The 23,137-nt window shown below is 42.2% G+C and carries 18 protein-coding genes and 1 pseudogene; 10 read left to right on the forward strand and 9 right to left on the reverse strand.

Going from position 1 to position 23,137, the window contains the following annotated elements; all coding sequences use genetic code 11:
• Nucleotides 1-22: 22 nt before the first annotated feature.
• The 6 genes from AB8P72_RS08555 (at nucleotide 23) to infA (ending at nucleotide 6,061) form a co-directional block, all read left to right on the forward strand.
• Complete coding sequence (locus AB8P72_RS08555) at nucleotides 23-403, forward strand: FimV family protein (protein WP_369957614.1); 381 nt, start codon at nucleotides 23-25, stop codon at nucleotides 401-403.
• 22 nt (nucleotides 404-425) lie between these two features.
• Nucleotides 426-1,814 carry a peptigoglycan-binding protein LysM gene (locus AB8P72_RS08560; RefSeq protein ID WP_313493682.1) on the forward strand — a complete coding sequence of 463 codons (1,389 nt, stop codon included), beginning with the start codon at nucleotides 426-428 and terminating at the stop codon, nucleotides 1,812-1,814.
• A 57-nt stretch (nucleotides 1,815-1,871) separates the two neighbouring features.
• Nucleotides 1,872-3,539, forward strand: a complete 1,668-nt coding sequence (locus tag AB8P72_RS08565) for a FimV/HubP family polar landmark protein (protein WP_193030864.1) — start codon at nucleotides 1,872-1,874, stop codon at nucleotides 3,537-3,539.
• Between the two features lie 147 nt (nucleotides 3,540-3,686).
• Nucleotides 3,687-4,787 carry an asparaginase gene (locus AB8P72_RS08570; protein ID WP_198329073.1) on the forward strand — a complete coding sequence of 367 codons (1,101 nt, stop codon included), beginning with the start codon at nucleotides 3,687-3,689 and terminating at the stop codon, nucleotides 4,785-4,787.
• 37 nt (nucleotides 4,788-4,824) lie between these two features.
• A complete protein-coding gene (gene truA, locus AB8P72_RS08575) occupies nucleotides 4,825-5,697 on the forward strand; it encodes a tRNA pseudouridine(38-40) synthase TruA (protein ID WP_226928824.1) in 873 nt (290 codons plus the stop codon).
• 142 nt (nucleotides 5,698-5,839) lie between these two features.
• On the forward strand, nucleotides 5,840-6,061 hold the full coding sequence (gene infA / locus AB8P72_RS08580) for a translation initiation factor IF-1 (protein WP_021814850.1): 222 nt from the start codon (nucleotides 5,840-5,842) through the stop codon (nucleotides 6,059-6,061).
• Between the two features lie 231 nt (nucleotides 6,062-6,292).
• Here infA and AB8P72_RS08585 read toward each other — a convergent pair whose 3' ends face one another.
• From AB8P72_RS08585 to leuC, 5 genes are all read right to left on the reverse strand, one after another.
• Nucleotides 6,293-7,396 (reverse strand): L,D-transpeptidase family protein, encoded by a 1,104-nt coding sequence (locus AB8P72_RS08585; protein WP_102077107.1) that lies wholly within the window; start codon nucleotides 7,394-7,396, stop codon nucleotides 6,293-6,295.
• Nucleotides 7,397-7,819: 423 nt separating this feature from the next.
• Nucleotides 7,820-8,923 (reverse strand): 3-isopropylmalate dehydrogenase, encoded by a 1,104-nt coding sequence (gene leuB, locus AB8P72_RS08590; protein WP_102077108.1) that lies wholly within the window; start codon nucleotides 8,921-8,923, stop codon nucleotides 7,820-7,822.
• 171 nt (nucleotides 8,924-9,094) lie between these two features.
• Nucleotides 9,095-9,853, reverse strand: a complete 759-nt coding sequence (locus AB8P72_RS08595; protein ID WP_102077109.1) for a hypothetical protein — start codon at nucleotides 9,851-9,853, stop codon at nucleotides 9,095-9,097.
• A 157-nt stretch (nucleotides 9,854-10,010) separates the two neighbouring features.
• A complete protein-coding gene (gene leuD, locus AB8P72_RS08600) occupies nucleotides 10,011-10,661 on the reverse strand; it encodes a 3-isopropylmalate dehydratase small subunit (protein WP_102077110.1) in 651 nt (216 codons plus the stop codon).
• 54 nt (nucleotides 10,662-10,715) lie between these two features.
• Complete coding sequence (gene leuC, locus AB8P72_RS08605) at nucleotides 10,716-12,134, reverse strand: 3-isopropylmalate dehydratase large subunit (RefSeq protein WP_193030869.1); 1,419 nt, start codon at nucleotides 12,132-12,134, stop codon at nucleotides 10,716-10,718.
• A 380-nt stretch (nucleotides 12,135-12,514) separates the two neighbouring features.
• On the opposite strand from leuC, the gene AB8P72_RS08610 reads away from it, so the two are divergent.
• From AB8P72_RS08610 to AB8P72_RS08620, 3 genes are all read left to right on the forward strand, one after another.
• Nucleotides 12,515-13,387 (forward strand): LysR family transcriptional regulator, encoded by an 873-nt coding sequence (locus tag AB8P72_RS08610; protein WP_068407658.1) that lies wholly within the window; start codon nucleotides 12,515-12,517, stop codon nucleotides 13,385-13,387.
• 527 nt (nucleotides 13,388-13,914) lie between these two features.
• Nucleotides 13,915-15,414 carry a sodium/proline symporter PutP gene (gene putP / locus AB8P72_RS08615; RefSeq protein WP_191692492.1) on the forward strand — a complete coding sequence of 500 codons (1,500 nt, stop codon included), beginning with the start codon at nucleotides 13,915-13,917 and terminating at the stop codon, nucleotides 15,412-15,414.
• Between the two features lie 353 nt (nucleotides 15,415-15,767).
• The gene (locus tag AB8P72_RS08620; RefSeq protein WP_369957615.1) at nucleotides 15,768-16,649 is read left to right on the forward strand and encodes an IS982 family transposase; all 882 of its coding nucleotides are present in this window, start codon (nucleotides 15,768-15,770) and stop codon (nucleotides 16,647-16,649) included.
• Between the two features lie 194 nt (nucleotides 16,650-16,843).
• Here AB8P72_RS08620 and AB8P72_RS08625 read toward each other — a convergent pair whose 3' ends face one another.
• The 4 genes from AB8P72_RS08625 to AB8P72_RS08640 form a co-directional block, all read right to left on the reverse strand.
• Nucleotides 16,844-18,391, reverse strand: a complete 1,548-nt coding sequence (locus tag AB8P72_RS08625) for an outer membrane protein transport protein (RefSeq protein ID WP_193030434.1) — start codon at nucleotides 18,389-18,391, stop codon at nucleotides 16,844-16,846.
• Nucleotides 18,392-18,644: 253 nt separating this feature from the next.
• A complete protein-coding gene (locus tag AB8P72_RS08630) occupies nucleotides 18,645-19,526 on the reverse strand; it encodes an IS982 family transposase (RefSeq protein ID WP_369957616.1) in 882 nt (293 codons plus the stop codon).
• A gap of 223 nt (nucleotides 19,527-19,749) precedes the next feature.
• Entirely contained in the window at nucleotides 19,750-21,213 is a 1,464-nt protein-coding gene (locus AB8P72_RS08635; RefSeq protein ID WP_369957617.1) for a hypothetical protein, read from the reverse strand.
• Between the two features lie 234 nt (nucleotides 21,214-21,447).
• A complete protein-coding gene (locus AB8P72_RS08640; RefSeq protein WP_193029978.1) occupies nucleotides 21,448-21,729 on the reverse strand; it encodes a SlyX family protein in 282 nt (93 codons plus the stop codon).
• 217 nt (nucleotides 21,730-21,946) lie between these two features.
• Here AB8P72_RS08640 and AB8P72_RS08645 point away from each other — a divergent pair.
• Nucleotides 21,947-23,112 (forward strand): annotated as a pseudogene (locus tag AB8P72_RS08645) (RNA-guided endonuclease InsQ/TnpB family protein).
• Nucleotides 23,113-23,137: the final 25 nt, after the last annotated feature.

Consider the following 23,137-nt stretch of genomic DNA (forward strand, 5'->3'; position numbering starts at 1 on the left):
ACTTATTTTTAAAGGGCTGCACATGTCTTGTCATTTATCTCATCGCTTGACTACGATACATCGCTCAGTATCAATGGCGCTGCTTTATTCAGTCAGTTATGCCGCACTTATGTCTAACGCCCAAGCGGCTACCATGGGTAAGACTGTCATTACCTCAGCTCAGCATGAACCTTTATCAGCCAGTATTGTTGTTACTGACATTCAAACCCCTGATTTCTCCGCAAGTTTAGCTGACCCTACCCTTTATCAACAAATGGGTTTGACTCCTACTGATTCAATGACGGTTCGTTTTCAGCCTACTTCAGCTACCAGTGGACGCGTTCTTATCACGACTACAAAACCTGTTTCTAAGCCTTTTGCTGATGTGGTTTTAGCCATTAATGATGGGGGGGGGGCAGCGTAGCGTTATCCCTAAGACATTGCTTATGCCACTTGATGGCAGTTTGCCCATCAATCCTTCAAAAAATAGTGTGACAGCAGCAAATAAACTTAATCTACCGACTGTCTCTCCCACTAGCGCGCAACCGTTAACAGTGAGAAAAGGCAATCCGCCTCCATTATTACCTGTCTCTAAAACTCCACCCACTCAATTGCTGGCTTCAAAGCCAGTAGCTATAGAAACCTCTGCCCCTAGCATTCAACTACCGAGCAGCCAAGCCTCGGCATCTCAAGTTAGTAATATTCAGGCGCTTACAGCAACCAGTTTATCGCCAGTCAGAACGATGACACAAAATAACGCAACGACTTCTCCTGTCAATCGTTTGAATAATAATACCGATATAAATAAAGCCCATATAAATAAAAATGCAACTATGCAGACAAACACTACGCCAAACCCAACTGGTGCTTTAGACAAAAATAAAACTGCGCCAATGAGTGAGCAAATCTTTGATATTCTAAATGTAAAAATTACTCGTCAAATACTGCTTAAGAATAATAAAAACAACGATATTAGTAATAATGCCGTCATGGTCACTGCATCTACTACAGTAGCGCCTTATAGCAATAGAATAACTGCTCAAAGCAATGCTGACAATAACACTATTATGAACGCGCCTTTAAACAGGGCACCGTCTAGCGAAGTTTCTTATAGTAATGCTTCCACAAACCAAATCGCATCAAAACCTAATATCCTGACAACTGAGCCTTCTATAAAAACGGGCTTTTTAGGCTTAGTAAATACCGCAGCGAATAATGATAATAACTCCAAGATTACCTATACGGTACAACGCAACGATAACTTATGGGTTATTGCCCAGCAAATCGCAGAAAAAAACAATCTTGACGTTCAAACCGTGATGAGTGAGATTCAAGCACAAAATCCGAAAGCTTTTATTAATAAAAACGCCGATCAACTAAAAGCTAATGCCGAGTTAAGTCTGCCTAATTATGACGTGATGCCAACACAGAAGAAGTTGCAAGAAGCCATTAGTACTCAAAAGCAGTATCCTAGCCAAGCAAATACACCTACTACCAAAAAATCTGCTGCGCTAAAACCTGCCCCTAAAGCAGCAAATGAGAAACCCGTAACCAAAAAAACGCAGATATTACCAGCCGCCCAGTTTTCCGTGCTCGCTCCTGGTTATGAGGGTAGCGCCGATGGCACTAAAACTAAAAAAGGCGTGGCAGCGGGCAATGGGCTTAGTACAGATGTGTTAGATATTCTTAAGTCATCAAGACAAAGTACCGCAGACCAAGCGCAGCGTTTATCAAAGACCAACAATACGCTTGGCAGCTATACTAAAAAACTGCAATTACAAAACCAAAAACTGGCGGAGTTACAAGCTCGTCTCGAAAAATTACGCAATCAATAATTGCCTAGCCGATCAGTGTCGTATGCTGAAACCATGATCGTAGGTATAGGAGTAACTATGGACAATATGCTATATATTATCGCTGGATTGGTATGTATTGTACTAATAGCAGTCTTAGTCATGCGCAAAAACAAAGCGCAAAAACCACCAGCACAGTCAAGCATAAAAGCAGACAGAACAGCGACTTTACCAAAACATACCGCTATCAAAGGTGCCGCTACTCAAGCTAATGTCAATAGTGATAAGCGATTTGATCATATTGAGATAGCACAGCGTTTTATGGAGCAACAGCGCTATGATAAAGCCATTGAAACTCTCAATCGTGGTCTCGCTGAAAAACCAAATGATAGCCAGTTAACTCTTAAACTACTAGCAGTATACGCAACGATAGATGAGTCTGATAACTTTAGCAGAGTCTATGATTCTATTAAAATGTATGGTGATGCCCAAAGTATCGCTCAGGCTGATGACTTAAAAACATTGCTGACTGAAGAACAAAATCAAGCAGCCGAACGTGCGTTGCCAGCTGATAACAATCAAGACGCTGGCTTTGAAAGTATCGATTTTGATTTACCAGCGAACAAAATCGAGAATAACGAGCCAACCATTGATCCCAGTATTAACGAACAAGCAGCTAATCGTCAAGAATATAAAAACGATTTAACCGCTAGATCAGATAGTACATTAGAAACTTCTAATGATTTTGATAATAGCGCGCAAGATTTTGACCTAAGTTTAGATGACTTAGAACAAGATATTGATGAGCCAGCTGCTACTAGTGCCGCACCTGTCATTGAGCTAGATATTGCCGATGAGGAAAGCTTATCAACATCGACGGTCAGCGGCGCAAATGACAACAATAGCGATAGTGAGCTGGATTTTGACTTCGACTTAGCAGAACAGGATAATACTGCGTCGGAAACTAATACTTCTTTGTCTAAAAATGATTTAAACAACGCTGATGATGAAATAACATTAAATGATGAAGATTTTGTCTTAGACTTAGCAGACTTAGAGCTTGATACAAGCGAAGCTAATGTGAATCTTAATAATGAGTCTATGACAGACGTCAGCTCATTAGAAGATGATTTTGCTTTATCTCTTGATATTTTAGATGATAATAACGACACACCAGTTGAAGTACAATCATCATCAGATGAAAATTCTGCTGTTATTGATGATAGCTTGAATGATTTAGATGAATTTGACAACTTTGTTCTTGAAGACCATCCATCAGAGAATAACCGTGTTTTGGAAAGCAATGTCATCGACGAGATTAGTTTCGAAGATGTGGATACGACTGACCTACAAACGAATGCGACAGCAGCCTCAAGTAACGCGCCAACTACTGACAGGTTCGATGACAATACTTTGATTGATGATGATTTTGACTTCGAGTCTTTATCCGCTGCACCAACAGCGACGACACCGGTTGAAGTTGAAAACGATTATGATGTCAGTAGTGATATCAATAGCACTGATACGCTAGATAACGCTACTATTGAGACTGAGATTGAAGCCACAGAGGACTTTTCATCACGTTTTGCCGCGGACTTTGATTTTGTTAAAACCTTAGACAGCAATCAAGTCACCTTAGACTTAGCCAGTCAATATGTGCAATTGGGCGAATATGATAGTGCCAAACGTTTACTGATTGAGGTCATTAACCAAGGTAATAGCGAGCAGCAGAGTCAAGCGCAAGCACTCCTAGATCGCACTGCATAAAAAGTAGCATTTTCTTCCATCAGCAAGTATTCTATTAGCATAAGAATACTTGCTGATTTTTTTGCAGTTAGCTTTTCTACTATTTAACGTGCTAAATTACTCGTATTATCATCACCTTTTCCAATACTCTCTGATTGTGGCCATACTATGCCCTCTTCTGCTATGAAAAGAACACTCTCCACACCTACTCAACTCATTTATGCTGGCGGCACTTTTGGCAGTTATGGACGTCCATTAGCGCCATTATCAGCAGATATTTTTTTGCCAACGCTGCAACAATTATTGGCTGAACACAGTGCAGCTACGCACCTAGCGCCCGTATCTTGGTTAAATAACGGTCTGATTAAGGACAGCAGCCAACTTACCCCTCACGATTTTATTCATTTTTATCGGCTGTTATTATCGGCTTATGCACAAGGCCATAAACGCTTTGTTTTAATTACTGGTACAGATACCTTGAGTTATTTAGGGGCTTTTTTGGCTGAGGCTTTTGCTGGCAGCGATATTTGCGTTGTCGTTACGGGTAGCATGCGCCCCTTACTCGATAGTGAAGTGCTGGATGCTTATACGATTGATACCCATAGCGACGCTTGGGACAACCTCACTGACGCATTAAAACTGGCGGCAGCTGGTGAGTCAGGCGTGAAGATTAGCTTTGGCGGCGAATCATGGCCTGCACAAACCGTGCAAAAAATTCATAGCCATGACTTTATGGCGTTTACCGGTCACTCACGAGCGGCATATCCGGCCAATAGTTATATCAAAAGCTTATCAGATACCCGCCGCCAGCATTGGCTAGATGATCAGCAAGCACTGGTCAGCACTATCGAAGCTCGGGCGGAGCAAGCACGCGTTCACGCTTTATATTGTTTGCCAAATGATACGGACGTTTTAAACAATCAGCTGCGCGCCTTATTATCACAGCCGCCTTGTGGCATTATTTTATTAGGTTTTGGCTCTGGTAATGTACCTTACTCGCCAGCTTTAGCAGAAACATTGCAACTGGCTTATGAAAAAGGTCACATGCTGATATGTGCCAGTCAATGCCCGTTTGGCGGCGTTAGTGACACTTATGCGGCGGGCAGTTGGCAATACGATTATCACGTGATTGCCGGCGGCCGCTTAACCATTCCCGCAATTTATGCGCGCTTGCTATGGCTATTAGTGCGTTATGATACCCCGGCCAGACGGCGTCAGCGTTGGTTAAATAATGTCAATCAGGCCGGTACTACTATCAAAAAACGCTAAATAACTATTCACTGTTTATCACTCTATAAGCTTTAACATGACAATACCTGAGACCGAAAATATCAAAAATGACAACATTAAAGCTGAAACCGCAACTGAAGACCGAGCAACTTATACCTTAGCCATTGCCATCGAGTTTTTAGGTACAAATTATCATGGTTGGCAACGACAACGAGAAGTGCTTGGCGTCCAAGAAGCGTTAGAAACCGCTATCAGCAAGGTCGCCAATGAGCCAGTAGAAGTGGTGGCAGCGGGGCGTACGGATTCAAGCGTCCATGCCAGCAATATGATTGCGCATTTTGTCACTCATGCTTATCGCCCTACCCATAACTGGCTACGCGGCATCAATAGCTTATTACCCGATGATATTGCTCTGCGCTGGATTCAACCGATGCCCGCTGACTTTCATGCGCGCTTTGGCGCTATTGCCCGCCGTTATCGCTATATCACTCTTAATCAAGCCCAGCGCCCTGCTATTTTAAATCATCAAGTGACTCACATTTATGAGCCGCTAGATTTAGCGGCGATGCAATTAGCGGCGGCTGATATTGCCGGTACTCATGATTTTAGTAGCTATCGTGCAGCCGCTTGTCAATCTAATCAGCCTGTGCGTCATGTCAGTCACGCCAGACTATTTGCGCATGGGCAGTTTATCGTTTTTGATATTCAAGCGGATGGGTTTTTACATCATATGGTGCGCAATCTGATGGGCACCCTCTACGCTATCGGCCGACATGAGTTGCCGCCAGCCGCCTTTTTAGATATTTTAGCCAAAAAAGACCGTAGCATTGCTCCGCCGACCGCTTCTGGTGACGGCCTGTATTTTATCAATGCCTACTATCCTGAACGCTTTCAACAGTTATTGCCACACGCGCCTTTGACGCCTGTTTGGCTTAACCTGCCTGATTAAATAATGAGCGAACATCGTTAATACAAACAGACATACATATCACTTACAAGCTGTCAAGTAAAAATCAGGTTCTGTATTGCTTTAATCCGCTAACTTGCGTATAATATGGTCTTATTTTTAATTGATTGATAGATAAAAAATTATGGCAAAAGACGATATTATTGAATTTGAAGGCGAAGTCATCGACACCCTTCCAAATACGTTATTTAAAGTTCGCCTAGAAAACGGACACGAAATCATTGCGCACATTTCAGGTAAGATGCGTAAACACTATATCCGCATTTTAACTGGCGATAAAGTTAAGGTTGAGATGACGCCTTACGACCTATCAAAAGGTCGCATTACTTACCGTGGTAAAAACTAAAATTTTATTACCTAAAATGGTTATAACTGCATTGATGTAAATGCTTGAGTGGTTTAACTGATAATAATAATGACATTGCTAACCTACTCATTATTACCTAGCGAATTTTAGTGTTCTAATATCAGTTTTTTGCTTTTACCATAAAAAAATACCGCTATTGTAGCGGTATTTTTTTGTCTTCATTTTAAGGAGTAGGCTTCAAAGTCTAATTATTCTATACATAACAACTTCTTATTTAAACTCGACCGTGGCACCATCTTGAATCACACCTAACAGAGCTAAAGCATCCCAGTTAGTCAGGCGGATACAGCCAGCCGATGCTTGACGGCTAATACGCGCAGGATCTGGCGAGCCATGAATACCGTAAGAAGGCTTACTCAGCCCTATCCATACCAAACCGACCGGATTGTTTGGGCCTGGCGGAATGATAGACTTACTGCCATCGTCACCCGTATAGGTATAGTTAGGCTCATGCACTTTTACTTCTACCGTATGCGTACCTGTTGGTGAGGGCGTTGCAGTACTGCCCACAGTAGTCGGATAGCTAGCAATTAAGTTGTCTTTATCGTCATAAGCATATAACGTTTCGGTTGCTTTATCAGCAACGACACGGCTCACAGATTTGGTATTTGGATTGCCCGGGTTATAAACAGTAATGGTTTCGCCGGCGCTGAATTTAGCATTAGGATTGAGCGCTTTAAGATATTTTTCGCTCATATGGAACTTTTCTGCTAAGCCTTCCGTTACGCTTTCATAATACATGCCATCGAGCTTGGCTTTGGCTTCTGCGCCAGCGGGAATGGTGGTGGTTTTGATATTAACGTCATCTTCGCTCAGCTGATAACGAACCAATACTGGCTGCGTCGTTAGCTTTTCGTTTTTAGTCAATGCTTGCCAAGTCTCGTTATTTAAAGTATCCGTTACCGTCAAGCCATTGGCTTTTTGAAACGCTTGCATGGCTTTGATGGTGTTCTTACCCCAATATCCATCAACTGCACCTACGCCATTTTGGTTCCAGTTTAATAGAGCTTGCAGCTTGGTAGTAGTATCACGATCTCTCTTCATTCCTTGTTTCCAAGTAGCACTATTTACCTTTTGCGCCTGCACTGGCAGATTTTCAGTTGTATATTTAATCGTTGGTAAGTACTTATTTAATGACGTCGCTGCTTTACTATTACTGGCAACTTTTTGACTGACGCCGTTGGTTACTGGGCTAATATCTTTATTATTGTCAGTTTTAGTATGGTCAGTGGCAGCAAAGCTTGGACTCATCACTAAAGCCGCCGATAAACCCAGTGCTGCTAATGCGCTAGTAATTTTTGTTACTTGATACATGTAAAACTCCTAGAATTTTTATTGGTATTGTTCTTATTAGAATTTAATGAAAAATTGCCTATCAAGACCCTTTGTTTATAAATATTTTATTTAGAGCTTAATGGTTTTTAAATTATTATGATGTCAGACAAAAATAGTGCAGATAAACAATCTCTACTTTAATAGGCTAATGAGCTATTTATAGTGACAGATCGGCGTGTGAGGATATAACAGCTTTGTGTTAATTAAACCTATATCCTGCGGTAGCTGTGTTAAAAAAAGGCTTTTTTTGCGACTATTTGAGTAAGTGTGTTACCTTCCATAAATGCGCCGTATAGGCATAAAAAAACCCATAACTTGCTTAGCAAATTATGGGGATATTACTCTTATGATTTAGAACTAATTAGGATGTAGAAATATCAGCTTCTATTAAAGCGGTATTCATTAGGCCAATTTTGCCAAAACCGCCTGCCCCATCTCTTTACAGCCTACTTGTTTAAGCCCCGTCTCACTACGATCGAGAATATCAATGGTACGTAAGCCATCGTCAAGCACTTCACTGACCGCTTGCTCAATCGCTTGTGCCGCGGTTTCTTGTTTAAAGGTATAACGCAGCATCATCGCCACCGATAAAATAGTCGCCAATGGATTGGCTTTATCTTGACCGGCGATATCAGGCGCTGAACCATGGCAAGGCTCATACATACCTTTACCTGCCTCATCAAGGCTCGCCGATGGCAGCATGCCGATAGAGCCGGTCAGCATGGCTGCTTCATCAGATAAAATATCACCAAACATGTTGCCCGTGACCATGACATCAAACTGTTTAGGATCTTTAATCAGCTGCATACAAGCATTGTCCGCGTACATATGCGATAACGCTACGTCATTATAATCCGCTTCCTGCATCTCAATCATCGTCTGCTTCCACAGCTCGGTGACTTCTAAGACATTGGCTTTATCGATTGAGCAAACCTTGGCGGGCGTACCGGCTGCTTGTGCGCGGGTTTTTGCCAACTCAAAAGCAACTTTACCGATACGCTGAATTTCACTGGTGCTATAAACCATGGTGTTATAGCCTTGCTGCTCGCCATTTTCTAGGGTACGAATACCGCGCGGCTCACCAAAATAAATACCGCCAGTCAATTCTCGAACGATTAACAAGTCCAAACCTGAGATAATTTCAGGCTTGATGCTTGAAGCATTAGCAAGCTGCGGATAAAGTTTAGCCACACGCAGATTGGCAAACAAACCAAGCTCGCTACGAATTTTCAGCAGACCACGTTCAGGACGTTTGCTACGTTCGATAGCATCCCATTTAGGACCACCCACAGCACCTAGTAACACAGCATCTGCTGCGCGCGCACGTTGAAGCGTTTCTTCTGGTAGCGGTTCACCCGTTGCATCAACCGCCACACCGCCAATTAATCCAGATTCTAGGGTCAAACCTAAAGCGAACTTATCATTGACAGCATTTAGCACATCAATGGCTTGAGTCATGATTTCAGGGCCGATGCCATCGCCTGCTAATGTTAAAATCGTTGCCATATTAATCCTTGTGGGTAAATGGGGAAGTAAGTTGTTGTTTATGGTATTGCTAGTTATAGTATTGCTAGCAGGCTTATATAGCCTGTTAAAAAACGACTTCTTGGGCAATGGGCTGCGCAAGAAGTCAGGGTCTATCGTCAATATTTAATAATTACTTGTATCTAACTTTATCTATCCAGCTTTGGTTTTCACTTTATTTTTCGCTGCTGATGGCGTTTGAGCGGGCGCTGCCTTAACCACACGAGTTTCTACAAACTCTCCTTGGTGCTCAGCCCCCATCTCTTTACAAAAACGGCGCTTTACGCTGTTGCCTTGATAAAGATCGACACACAATGGCTCTGGAGAAGCCGTTTCTAACAAGCTACCTGAATTTGCGCCAGATTTTTTTTGGTAAGCACGCAGCTGATACGTACCTTCTTCCATAAAGTCGTGAATCATCGCAAAACGCTCAACGTAGCCCAAATTATTTTCTGGATAAAAATTAATCTGCACTTCGCGCTTCGCAGGTGTGACTCGCGCATAATAATTGGTAAGCCCAGGCATAGCAGACGCAGTTAAGGGAACAATTTTAATGGCGTTTTTATGGCTCAGCGGTGTCATATCCATCGCAATGGGCACGGAGACCTGCTTATTGCCGGCACGACTTTTGCCATTTGCCTCTTGTGTCTTGACTAGCATAGTGGGATTGATCGGCTCATGAGTCTCACTGCTTATAATGCGTGTCTGATCAATGCGCGCTATTTCACAATGATACGTTCCCACGCAGGCGATATTTACTTCACCAGCGACGGGTTTTATTTTGCCTGTCCACGCTTTGGCATTCTCTGCCGAGTCTATCTGCTGATAGCCCGTCAACAATTGACAGCCAGATAATAATAAGCTTGCGGCAAGAGCCGTGCCTGTCCATACAGCAAAACGTGTTTTATTCATAATGGCGTCTACTATTTATAAGGAAGAAAATACAATAAGGTAAAAAATAGATTGCCATTCATTTTAGCCACTTAATGCCCATAACTCAACGCTGTATTAGCGCTGAGCTCTTTTTTATGTCGATTAAAATGTTCATATGAAGCGTTTTTATCAAAGACTAAGCTCTAACCTCATTGAATATCCAAGGTGTTTTTTGCATCATCTTATGCTCATATTCTTTGATAGCATCGCTTTGCTGCAAAGTCAGCCCGATATCGTCAAGACCATTGAGCAAACAATGCTTACGAAACTCATCGACCTCAAAAGCGTACTTTTCTCCGGTTGGGGTGATGACCACTTGGCGCTCAAGATCGGCAGTTAATTCATAGCCTTCATTGGCGAGCGTCGCTTTCATCAAAGTATCGACAATGGCTTCATCTAAAACGATTGGGAGCATGCCGTTTTTAAAGCAGTTGTTATAAAAAATATCGGCAAAACTTGGTGCAATAATCGTGCGAAAGCCATATTCTGAAAGTGCCCAAGGCGCATGCTCACGGCTTGAGCCACAGCCAAAGTTTCTACGTGCCAGCAAAATGGTTGCACCTTGATAACGCGGCTGATTTAGGACGAAATCTGGATTAATCACGCGAGTGCTACTGTCTTGACCCGGATAGCCTTCGTCAAGATAACGCCAGTCGTCAAATAGATTGACGCCAAAACCGGTACGTTTAATAGACTTTAAAAACTGTTTGGCGATAATTTGGTCGGTATCGACGTTTGCGCGATCGAGCGGACAAACGATACCCGTTTGGGTGTTATAAGCTTGCATAAGATTTCCTATCAAATATATTTATTATTGATAAATAAAGCACAGAATCAAAAGTTAAAACGTGCGCACATCGACAAAGTGACCTGCCAATGCTGCTGCTGCTGCCATCGCTGGGCTGACCAAATGCGTACGACCGCCATTCCCCTGACGACCCTCAAAGTTACGGTTAGAGGTTGAGGCACAATGCTCCCCGGGCTCAAGCTTATCGGCATTCATCGCCAAACACATCGAGCAACCCGGCTCGCGCCATTCAAAACCTGCATCCGTAAATAAGGCATCCAAACCTTCTGCTTCTGCCTGCAGTTTCACTTGCCCAGAACCTGCTACCACGATCGCTTCTTTAATATTATCAGCAACCTTACGGCCTTTAATCACTGCTGCGGCATCCCGTAAATCTTCGATACGTGAGTTGGTGCATGAGCCAATAAAAATACGATCAAGCTGAATATCAGTAATTTTTTGCCCAGCGTCTAAACCCATATAAGTATAAGCGCGTAACCAACCTTCTTCTTGCGCTTCATCAGCCGCTTGGTCAGGCGTTGGAACCGACTGGGTAATATCCACAACCATCTCAGGTGAGGTGCCCCAAGAAACCTGCGGCGCTATCTCACTACCATCCAACTCAATCACGCTATCAAATACCGCATCATTATCTGAATACAGGGTGCGCCAATAAGCTTCGGCTTGCTCCCACTGCTCCTCGGTTGGCGCATAAGGACGACCTTTGACATAGTCAATCGTCGTATCATCGACCGCCACCATGCCGACGCGTGCACCCGCTTCAATTGCCATGTTACAGACGGTCATACGACCTTCCATGCTCATGTCTTCAAATACTTGCCCTGCAAACTCAATGGCGTACCCTGTGCCGCCAGCCGTGCCAATTTTGGCAATGATAGCAAGTACCACATCTTTTGAGGTCACGCCAGCGCCAAGCTTACCGGTGACTCGGATTTGCATGTTTTTTGATTTCTTTTGAATCAAACACTGGGTGGCTAGTACATGCTCAACTTCTGAGGTGCCAATACCATGCGCTAAGCAGCCAAGGGCGCCATGAGTAGCGGTATGTGAATCACCACAAACCACCGTCATACCAGGCAAGACCAAACCTTGCTCAGGACCGACCACGTGCAAAATACCTTGACGCGCATCATTAATGGTGAATTCAGCAATATCAAACTTGCTACAGTTTTCATCCAAGGTCAGCACTTGCAGACGCGATACTTTGTCTTTAATACCAGACACACCCTCTAAGCGCTCTTTGGACACTGTTGGCACGTTGTGGTCGGGGCTTGCGATATTAGCCGACAGACGCCACGGCTCCCGATTGGCAAGCTCTAAACCTTCAAAGGCTTGCGGACTTGTCACTTCGTGCAGCAAATGGCGGTCGATATAAATCAGGCTCGAACCATCGTCACGCTTGCTGACTTCGTGAGCATTCCAAAGTTTGTCATATAACGTTTGACCGGCCATGTTGCTATCCTTTTATTTACTAATGACTAAATGACTTATTACTTTACTAATGAAGGTATGACTTAATCTATTTGCTGGCGCACTTTAAGTTGCTGTTTACATCTAATATTTAATTAACCAGAGATTTTATAAAGGCAAATATTTTATAATAATGACTATTCATAGTGCTACAAGCTTGGTAAAACAAGCAATACGCTGCCAAAAATGCGCTTAACAGAATAAATATGTCACAATACGTCTTGATGTCTTGTGATTATAGCAGGCTAATCCTATAATAATAATTGATGATTTTTACATAGTCACAAACTTTTATTTCTAATTCATTTTGATTAGGCCAGCCAACTTTTATTTATAGCTCGCTACTAGCTAAGGACATCGGTGTGAATACCACAAATTTAACGACATTTGTCACGGTTATGCAAACAGGCAGCATTTCAGGTGCCGCAGAAAAGCTGTTTATCACTCAGCCTGCGGTCAGTAAACGTATTAAAAACTTAGAAGACGAATTTAACATCACCCTATTTGATACCGTCGGGCGCGGTATTGTCCCGACGCAAGCGGCAAGTGAGATGTTGCCTCATGCCAAACGCTGGCTTGAAGATTATGAGAATTTTAAAATCAATCTCCAGCATTCGCAGCATATTGTCTCGGGCAAACTTGTTATCGGCACTAGCCACCATATTGGTTTGCATCACTTAGCCCCAGTACTCAAGCATTTTATCCAAGCTTATCCTGCAGTGCAGCTAGAAGTGCATTTTGTCGATTCAGAAACCGCTCATAAAGCCGTGCTCGATGGCGATTTGTCACTCGCATTTTTAACCTTGCCACCCGTTTATGATAAACGCTTAACCTATCATACCTTGTGGTCAGATCCGCTTTACTTTATGACCGGTACGTTATCACCTTTGGCGACCAAGTCCAATGTGACGCTCGAGCAATTGGCGCGCTACCCTGCTATCTTACCGTCTGCCAATACCTTTACTAGCCAAATCACCTTAGCGGAATTTGCCAAACACAATCTAAAGCCTTATGCCACTATGAGCACCAACCCATTAGAATCTATTCGGATGTTGGTATCTGTGGGACTTGGCTGGTCGGTACTGCCGCAAACCATGATCAGTCAAGATTTAGAACGTATCGATATGGCCGATAATATCGAATTGCAGCGCTATTTGGGCGTGGTCATTAATCCAAAACTCACCCAATCTAGTAGCGTAACGGCTTTACTAGATTTGCTTGCTCCGATTGACTAAACCATCGATCCAATCATTGGCAAGCGATTTTAAATTATTCGCTAATCAAGATATTTATTCGATAAATAGGCGCGTTCGCATTTGTGTGACTCATACGTTATAATACGTCTGACGTTGTTTAGATAACATAATTTTACCTTAACCTCACTGATAATCATATATTGAAGACTTCTAGTAATATATGATAGTAAGCAGTAGGTTTGATGGTTTTAAATGATTGGTTATATAAGCGGCTGATGTTTATAAATGATGATTTGATGCGAGTGAGAAGATAAGATTGCGACACAAGTTTGCCGTTTGCATTTCATCACAACTTTGTAGGTATCAACCCATAACCACACCAATCATATAAAACTAACAGCAGATTTTGAATAAAAGCCATTATGTCCTACTTAATGGCTTTTTTCGTCTTTAGATTTTTTATCTTGAAATACGTTGAGATAGAGTTTTTAAGCAGCGTCTTGTAAGACTCAATTTTTCTCGTTAAAAATAATGACAGCCAACTATGTTGGTTAAGGATAGTTTATATGAACGGAGTTTCTAGTGGCGTGCTGATATCACTTGGCGCCTATTTCTTAGTCATGATTGGGATTGGCGTGTATGCTTATTTTAAGCAAGCCAATGATACTGAAGGCTATATGCTCGGTGGTCGTAGCCTAGGCCCTGCCGTGACCGCTTTATCAGCAGGTGCATCAGATATGTCAGGTTGGTTACTCCTTGGTCTACCAGGTGCCATGTATGCTGACGGTGTGGTCAGCGCTTGGATTGCCATCGGTTTGACCTTGGGTGCTTTTTTAAACTACATTATCGTGGCACCGCGTCTTCGCGTTTATACTGAAGTCGCTGACAACGCCATCACTCTACCCGATTATTTTGCCAACCGCTTTGAGGACAAATCGCATTTACTGCGGGTTATCTCAGCCGTGGTTATTATCTTATTCTTTACCGTCTATACCGCCGCAAGTTTGGTCGGTGGCGGTAAGCTCTTTGAAAGCTCGCTCAACCTTTCTTACAGTACAGGTCTGTGGGTGACCGCTGGCGTCGTCGTCGCTTACACGCTATTTGGTGGTTTCCTAGCCGTATCAATGACCGACTTTGTGCAAGGTATTATCATGCTCTTTGCCATGGTGATTGTCCCTATCGTTGCTTTGACTGACCTTGGTGGCGTAAGCGCAACGACCAATGCTATCAGAGCCATCGATCCAAGCATGCTCGATATCACGAGTGGCATGACAGCTTTAGGTATTATCTCCTTACTCGCTTGGGGCCTTGGTTATTTTGGTCAGCCGCATATTATCGTACGTTTTATGGCGATTCGTTCAGTGAAAGATGTGCCAACAGCACGTAATATCGGTATGAGCTGGATGATTATCAGCCTGATCGGTGCTTGTGTTACGGGTATCGCGGGCCGCGCCTATGTGCAAAAAACGGCGATGACGCTAGATGACCCTGAAACCATCTTTTTGGTATTCACGCAATTTTTGTTCCACCCACTTGTTTCAGGTTTCTTATTAGCGGCCATTTTAGCCGCAATTATGAGTACCATATCATCACAACTACTCGTGGTATCAAGCTCATTGACCAAAGACGTATATAAGCTTTTCTTTGATAGAGACGCTCCAGAAGCGCGTCAAGTATTGGTCGGACGTATCTCAGTTATTGTGGTGGCCGTTGTCGCTATTTTGCTGGCGTCTAATCCAGAAAGCTCGGTATTGAACTTAGTTTCTAATGCTTGGGCAGGGTTTGGTGCGGCATTTGGACCTTTGGTTATTTTTAGTCTGACATGGCGCGGCATGAACCGCAATGGCGCGGTCGCCGGTATGGTGGTTGGTGCATTGACCGTTATCCTGTGGGTCTATGGCCCGTTCGAGATGAATGGAGTGGCACTAAACAGTTGGTTATACGCTATCGTTCCAGGCTTTATCTTGAGTACCATCGCTATCTTTGCTGTCAGTATCATGACTGGTGGTCCAAGACCGTCAGTATCTGCGAAGTATAAAGAGATGGAAATGAACCTTAATAAATAAGTATTTTTTATCCATTATTGTATGATGGAAAAACCTCGCTATAATTAGCGAGGTTTTTTATTTCCTAATCAAATACTATAATATTCTTTCAATACTAATCAACAATATACCCTCAATTAGCGTAGTAAAAAAAGCGGGAGTAAGCGCTCCTCTACACCTCACAATCTGGTAGTTGTTCACCTTTAATTTAAAGTAGACACAACTTCATTGGAGAAGCTTTTATAGATTTTGTTTAACTTATACAGTAAGTAACCCCCAATTCGGGATAAGCGCTCAAAAAAAAGATAAAAAAAGAAGTCCGAAGTTGCTAAAGTGAGTTTACCAAGACCACTTAAGCAAAAAGGACTTCTTACATGGACAACCTAACCGAACTATACTGCCATATTGACGACTTTTATCAGCAATTCAAACCTGAGTTTGAGGCTCACTTAATCGCAACGGGCCGTCAACGGCTAAGAGCATGCAAGATAAGTGTATCAGAGATGATGACCATCTTGGTACTGTTTCATCAACTGCGGTATCGACAGTTTAAGTCTTTTTACTACCATCACATGCTTGGCATGATGAAGCGGGAGTTTCCAAACTTGCCCTGTTATTCACGGTTTATAGAGCTGATACCACGCAGTATCATGCCATTATGTGCCTACTTGCAAAGCATGATGGGCGACTGTACAGGTATCAGCTATATTGATTCAACCAAGATAGCAGTTTGTCATAACAAGCGTATCTACCGTCATAAAGTCTTTGAAAGAATGGCAACCCGAGGCAAAAGCAGCATGGGCTGGTTCTATGGCTTTAAGCTGCACGCCATTATCAATCATAAGGGCGAGCTTTTATCTGTTAAAGTCACTGCGGGTAATATCGATGACAGAGTGCCTGTTAAGGATATGGCAACGTCTGTGTTTGGCAAGGTGTTTGGGGATAGAGGCTATATCAGTAAAGCACTAAACGAGTGGCTCACAAAACACAGTGATACCATGTTGATCACCAAACTTCGGCGTAATATGAAACTCCAATTGCTTGAGCCTATAGATGAGGCACTACTCAATCATCGCTCTTTGATTGAAACGGTGTTTGGAGAGCTTAAAAACTTGTGCCAAATCGAACACTCACGCCATCGTAGTGTCACGGGGTTTATCACAAACTTGCTGTCAGGTTTGATTGCTTATTGCTGGTTTCCCTATAAACCCACCATCAAAAACATGCCTCAGCAGGGACAGGTAGCCACATTGTAAATAGTATCAATAAGTTACAATGTGGCTTATCCCGAACTGGGGTTAAGTAACAAGGCTTCATACAAATATCATTCGAAAATCAACGTAATAGCTTTTATTTATAACTTTTAGGTATATCTAAATTTAATCAATAAAAAGAGCGGCCCATCATGGGTCGCTCTTTTATTAATGAATTAACGGGTTAAATTAAATCTCTATTTGGCTTGATAAGATAACTTAGCGCCTAAGATAAAGCCGTCATTGTCTTCGAAATTAGAGACAATACTGCGATCTGGCAGCGCCCCTTCAGCATCACCGAACCATAGGTATTTACCACCTGCTGATACTGCCCAATTCTCAGTCACATCATATTTAGCACCTAGACCGACACTATAATACCCTTCAATAGGACCCAGTGATGTTGTTGGATCACCAGCACCACTATCCCAACCTATGGAACCTGAAACCGCAAACTTTGGAGCTATACGTTTACCTAACCCAAGCTCTACTTGCCACTGATCATCACTATAGTCAACTAACGGTAGTTTTGAAGCTTGAGTATACTTAGTTGGGCTAATTGAGAAATCACTCCATGGTACCCAGCGTATTTTCGCCGTAGCTAATGTTGTCGGGTTTACACCAGTTTGGAAATCGAAGTTAACTGACTTGGGTGTAGTTACCTCGAAGTTACTTACACCGGTACGACTCTGCCCTTGAATAGCAAGAGCTGGAAAATCTTCATACATATCTATAGAGTGATCAATTTCTGAACGATATGTCAAGGCTGCTTTTAAAGCAATTTCTGGCTTACTGTAAGATACACCTGCTAGCCAACCATAATCCTGATTAGGCGCACTATGTGCAGTATAGCCAGCTGCACCTTTGTAAGCATTACCTCTTAACTTTACATCTGCTTGTAAACGCTGAGCAACCGGTCCGCCATAAACTTGGAATTGATTTTCAGGACCGAATTTCATACCGCCAATTAATGATAGAGTATTTGAGCGAACTTCTACATTAGTGGACTCGTCAATGTTTAACAAGTCCTGTATTGCGTCACGCGCTGCTTCGCTCTGTGCTAAATCCCCTTTGTTACTTTCTAATAAAGCTTGAGCTTCAGCAAGATTATCTCCAGTTAAAAGCCCAAGATTTACGAGATTCTGAATTGTTTGCTCACTAGTAGCAATAGATTGCTGAGTTGCTTGAATTAAGTTGTTATATGCTTCAATAGAAGGACTTTCTTCAAGACTATCAAATCCAACAGCAGCCTGTTCAAGTGCATTGATTCCTGATTGATATATAAGACTGGCAATTGGGTCTTGCGTACTATCTAACTGTCCTTGAAGAGCATTAATTTTATTTTGAGTTTTTTCGGCCGAGGTTTTAGCCACTGTTTGAATAGCTCCAGCGCCTGTAACATTCGCTACACCAGTAAAGTTATTATCACCTGTGTAGCTTGCCGCTGCTCCAAAAGGCTCATCGTATAAAACACCAACACTGAATCTATCATTTAAATCTGTTTTTACCCCGTAACGGAAAAAGTCATAAGATTCAGCGATATCACCAGTTTTATTACCGTTATTATCAACACCACTAACATCGGCATCGATATAGGTATAGACCGCTTCAGCGTATGTACCATCTTGTAAGAATGCAGTTATATCTTGACCTGATCGATCAAGACCTGCAGCATTGGTCATGCTAGCTACAGAAAAGGTAGCGATTGCTACAGCTAGAGTTTTTAAATGAAAAGTAGCGCGCATTGGGTATCTCCAAACATCCTCGTTGTTAAATCATCTTCATAACTAATATTCGGCATTGTTGCTTAAAATATAAGATTATGTAAACGACGTCCTAAATGAATAGTAATGATTTTTTAACACTAAAACAATACTTAAAACACTTTATTTCTAGATAGTGACTCTTTAGTTCAGTTATTCGTGCCCAAACTTAGCGAATAAAGGTCAGTAAAAAATTTACGAATTAGGTTTAATCCCTTATAAGTATACCCCACTCTCAACTTGAAATAAGCAATTCAAACTGAAGAGGCGGATTACCAAGTTTTTTGTTGAGTACAAAGCACAGATTGTGTGACAGGATTTTACGAATCAATCGATGAGACAAATGCCATAAATCTCTTGCTCTCACTCTTTGTATGTTAAATCGTTCTGATAGCTGACCAATGACTGTTTCAACGATACGGCGGGCTTTCATTAGCCGCCTTACCACAGGTTTGGGTCTATCCTCTTTCATGTTGGCTCTGAGTGGCGTTTGTAAATCCACGCCTTGAACATTGTAGTACGATGTCAGACTAGGGCTGATATACCCTTTATCAGCACCGAGCAAACCATAAATATGGTCAGTAATATCAGGCGCAACCGCTCTTTCATCAACATTGGCAGGAGCAAAGGTAAAGCCTTTAATCATGCCCGATAAGTTAACAAGCAAATGGCCTTCAAAGCCATAGTATCTCTCTTGCTTAGCGGCACAGTAGCTAAAAGCTGCTAAGTCTTGATAATTCTTATGCCGATAAGCGCGTCCATAATGACAGACGGGTACCCAAAAGCCATCCATAAAATGAATGTTGTCACGGCCTTCAATTTGACTGACGTTATCTTGTATCTGCTGTTTGACTTGCCACAGATTGGCGCAGTGCTTTGCGAAGTTAGGGTATGAGCCGATGGCTGGAAACCAGTCTTGCCAATGCTGGGTAAAGTATTGCCAAATTTGTTTTTCTTGATCAAGGTGTAAAAATTCACCGACCATCTCCATGCAAATAACCTCAGGATCACTTAGCTTTGGCGCGTAACCTGCACTTCGCAAGGGTTTGGTGACGACTATTTTGTAATATTGCTCTACCATTAAATAGATATTGATGATAAATTCGTCTATGGGCATCTCACAACTCCATTGTATTCTTGGTCGAAAACAATAGATTAGTGAGGTGCTCTTCTTTTTTCAATCACTTTCGAAGTTGAGAGTGGGGTAAGTATATGCTTGCTTATAACCACTTTGTCAGATGAGAACGCTTTCGAACTTCCAAAGCATAAAAAAAACGACCCATTACGGATCGTTTTTAATATGACTAAAATAATTTTAGTTAGAATAAAGACATAAATTCTTAGTTAAAGTTCTGTTTAGCTTGATAAGATAGTTTTACGCCAAGAGCAAAACCGTCATTGTTTTCAAACTTACTGACGACTTGCTTGGTTGGGATTTGGCCATCTGCATCACCGAACCATAAATACTTACCGCCAGCAGATACTGCCCAGTTTTCAGTGATATCATATTTACCACCTAAACCAACGCTATAATAGCCTTCGATTGGACCGAGTGAAGTAACAGGGTTGCCTGCGCCACTATCCCAACCAACGGTACCGCTTACCGCAAACTTCGGTGCTAGACGTTTTGCAAGGCCTAATTCTACTTGCCATTGATCCTTATCGTAACTAACTAAAGGCAAACCTATATCATCTTTAGTTAGGTTTTTACTTACGTCATTATAAACAGGCGGAACAATGGCAAAACCTCCCCAGGGCACCCAACGTACTTTTGCTGTAGCTAAAGTTGTTGGATTAATACCAGTCTGAAAATCAAAGTTTACAGATTTTGGTGTGGTAATATCAATATCACCACCCTTTTTTATTCCTGCTACTGGATATTGTTCATATATAGGAAGGGTATGGTCAATTTCTGAACGATACGTCAATGCAGCTTTTAAAGCAATTTCAGGTTTGCTGTAAGCAATACCTGCTAACCAACCAATATCCTTATCAGAGCTAATATGAGCAGTATAACCGTTCGCTAAACCATAAGCCAGTCCTCTAAGCTTGACATCGGCCTGTACTTGCTGCGCGACTGGACCACCATACACTTGGAATTCTTTGTTAGTACCAAATTTTGCGCCTAATATTGCTGTAAGACTCTCAGTGCGTACCTCGACATTCGTACCCTCGCCTTTACTGTCTAGCTCAGATTTGACAGCATTTAAGGGTGCGCCAAGTTGTTCAGCTTCAGTTTTATAGCCTGTCGCTTTCTCTTTTGCATGTTGTGCCAAAGCAGCCAATCTACCCGCTTCAACAAGGTTGCCCTGCTGCTGAGCTAAGCCTGCTTGCTGAGCAAAACCTTGTGCCTTGGTAGCTTCTTCTACTGCATTGTTACGAGCACTATTAAAGTCTGAGTTTAGATCATTAAAAGAAGTATATTTACCTTGTGTTAAATACTTCGTAGAATTATCAACATTGCCTTGAGCTACGAAATCGTTATTACCAAGATAGTCAGCTGCAGCACCAAATGGTTCATCATATAAGATACCAATACTAAAGGTGTCATTGATATCCGTTTTTACACCATAACGGAAAAAGTCATAATCTTCTGCGATGTCATCAATTTTATTACCTGAAGAGTCTTTACCACTAACATCAGCATCGATATAGGTATAAACGGTTTCGGCATAGGTACCATCTTGCAAAAACGCGGTGATATCTTGACCTGAACGATCAAGACCTGCCGCACTAGCGATACTAGCTGCAGAAATAGCAGCCAAAGCTACCGTTAGAGTCTTTAGATTGAAATATGCGCCCATTATGTATCTCCAAACATCCACATTGTTTTACCGCTACACCGAACTTTGTTAGGTAGACAGTATCTAAGGTGAAGGATACTAATGTGTTTTTTACATGAAAACAACTGAAAAATACATTATTTCTGCAATATGACTGAATAGACGGCAAACCGTATATTTATGCTAAAATTCGCATATAAACTTATAATAAATGCTGTGCAATTGTTTGTTATCCATAATTAAAAAAACTTATTACTAATAATGCGGTGGTCTATCTGCCATGACATCAAAAGGCGCTACACCGCCCTCCCTATCTTGGTTTTGCACCTGCTTATAGATAAACTGTAGTTGGCGCTGCAAGGTTTGGATATCTCTATCTTGGCGCGTAATAACCTCATCAAGCCTCTCGACAGTAACTTCAAGGTGAGAGAGGTTCATTTGCAACTCAATGACCTGTGCTTGTAAATCTGCTTGGCTATCTGACAACTGAGCTTGTTGATTAGACGCGTCTTTTTCAATCGAATTTGGTTGGTTCATATTTTTCTCAATAGTAGTTCTCAATAATAGATAGTATGGTTATTTTCTTTATTAAATCTCAGACCTAACCATTTAAAACAGACTTTATAAAATAGTGTTTATCAAAAAGCCCCGTAAAACCACGTCACTTCTAGGGCGTGGATATCAGGCGTCAACCGTTGTCACCTAAGATTGAACCCACCTTGTTAACCAAACCCATTGAGAACATAATTACTCTATGAAAACGCTCAAACTACGCATCAAAGACAAACACACCAATCAGCTAAACATCTTAGCAGGGTCGGTTAATTTTGTCTGGAATTACGTCAATGAGCTTAGTTTCAAACATCTCAAACGCACGGGTAAATTCTTTACAGCTTACGATTTAGCAGCCTACACCAAAGGGGCTGGTGAATACCTAAATCTACACAGCCAGACCTTACAAGCTATTAGTGAGGTTCACGCTAAATCTCGCAAACAATTTAAAAAAGCCAAACTCAACTGGCGTACCAACAATCCTAAAGCCAAACGTAGAAACTTAGGTTGGATACCGTTTAAAAAGACCGCGATAAAATATCTAGCAACCCATCAATCAGGCAAGAAAAGCCTTAAATCCACCATTCAGCTAAGCCTCGCTAAGGGTAAAAATCTCACTATTGACCTATGGGATGGCTATAACCTAGCCCTATACAACATCAACACCTGTGAGCTGGTGCAAGATGCTCGCGGCCACTGGTATGCCTGTATCACCGTTAAAGAATTTCCAAAAACAGCTTGTGGTAGTGGTCAAGTCGGTATTGATTTGGGCTGTAAAGATGCCGCAGTCAGTAGTGATGGCGATCAACTACAAACCAAAGTCACGCATCAATACGCTGAAAAACTGGCGATTGCTCAAAGGGCCAAGAATAAAAAGCGGGTCAAGGCGATTCATGCCAAGATTAAAAATACCCGAAAAGATTTAACCCATAAATTTACTAATAAACTGGTTAAAGCCAATAGCTTAATTGTCGTTGGTAAAATAAAATCAACATCATTCACTAAGGGCAAACTGGCCAAATCTGTCTATGACGCTGGTTGGTTTGAGATTAAGCGGCAACTGGATTACAAATGCAAGCATGCAGGTTGCCACTATATCGAAGTGAATGAAGCGTACAGCACCCAAACCTGCTCGTGTTGCGGCTCACGCCAAGACAGTCCGAAAGGTAGAGCGGGTCTTGGTATAAGAGTGTGGTTCTGTCGTTCTTGTAAAACGACCCATCAACGGGACGTTAATGGAGCAAAAAACATACTCGCGGTCGGGCTTGGCCGTCTTGAGTAGGAATCCCCTTCGCTTTTAAGAAGGGGAGGAAGTCAAAAAGGCATTTACGCATACTACAGTTAGGTGGCAGCATGTTATACTGCTAGGAATTTTGCAACAACCCTTACCTCA

It is taken from the genome of Psychrobacter sp. CLB018, assembly GCF_041222815.1.
In the GTDB taxonomy this organism is placed as follows: Bacteria; Pseudomonadota; Gammaproteobacteria; order Pseudomonadales; family Moraxellaceae; genus Psychrobacter; species Psychrobacter faecalis.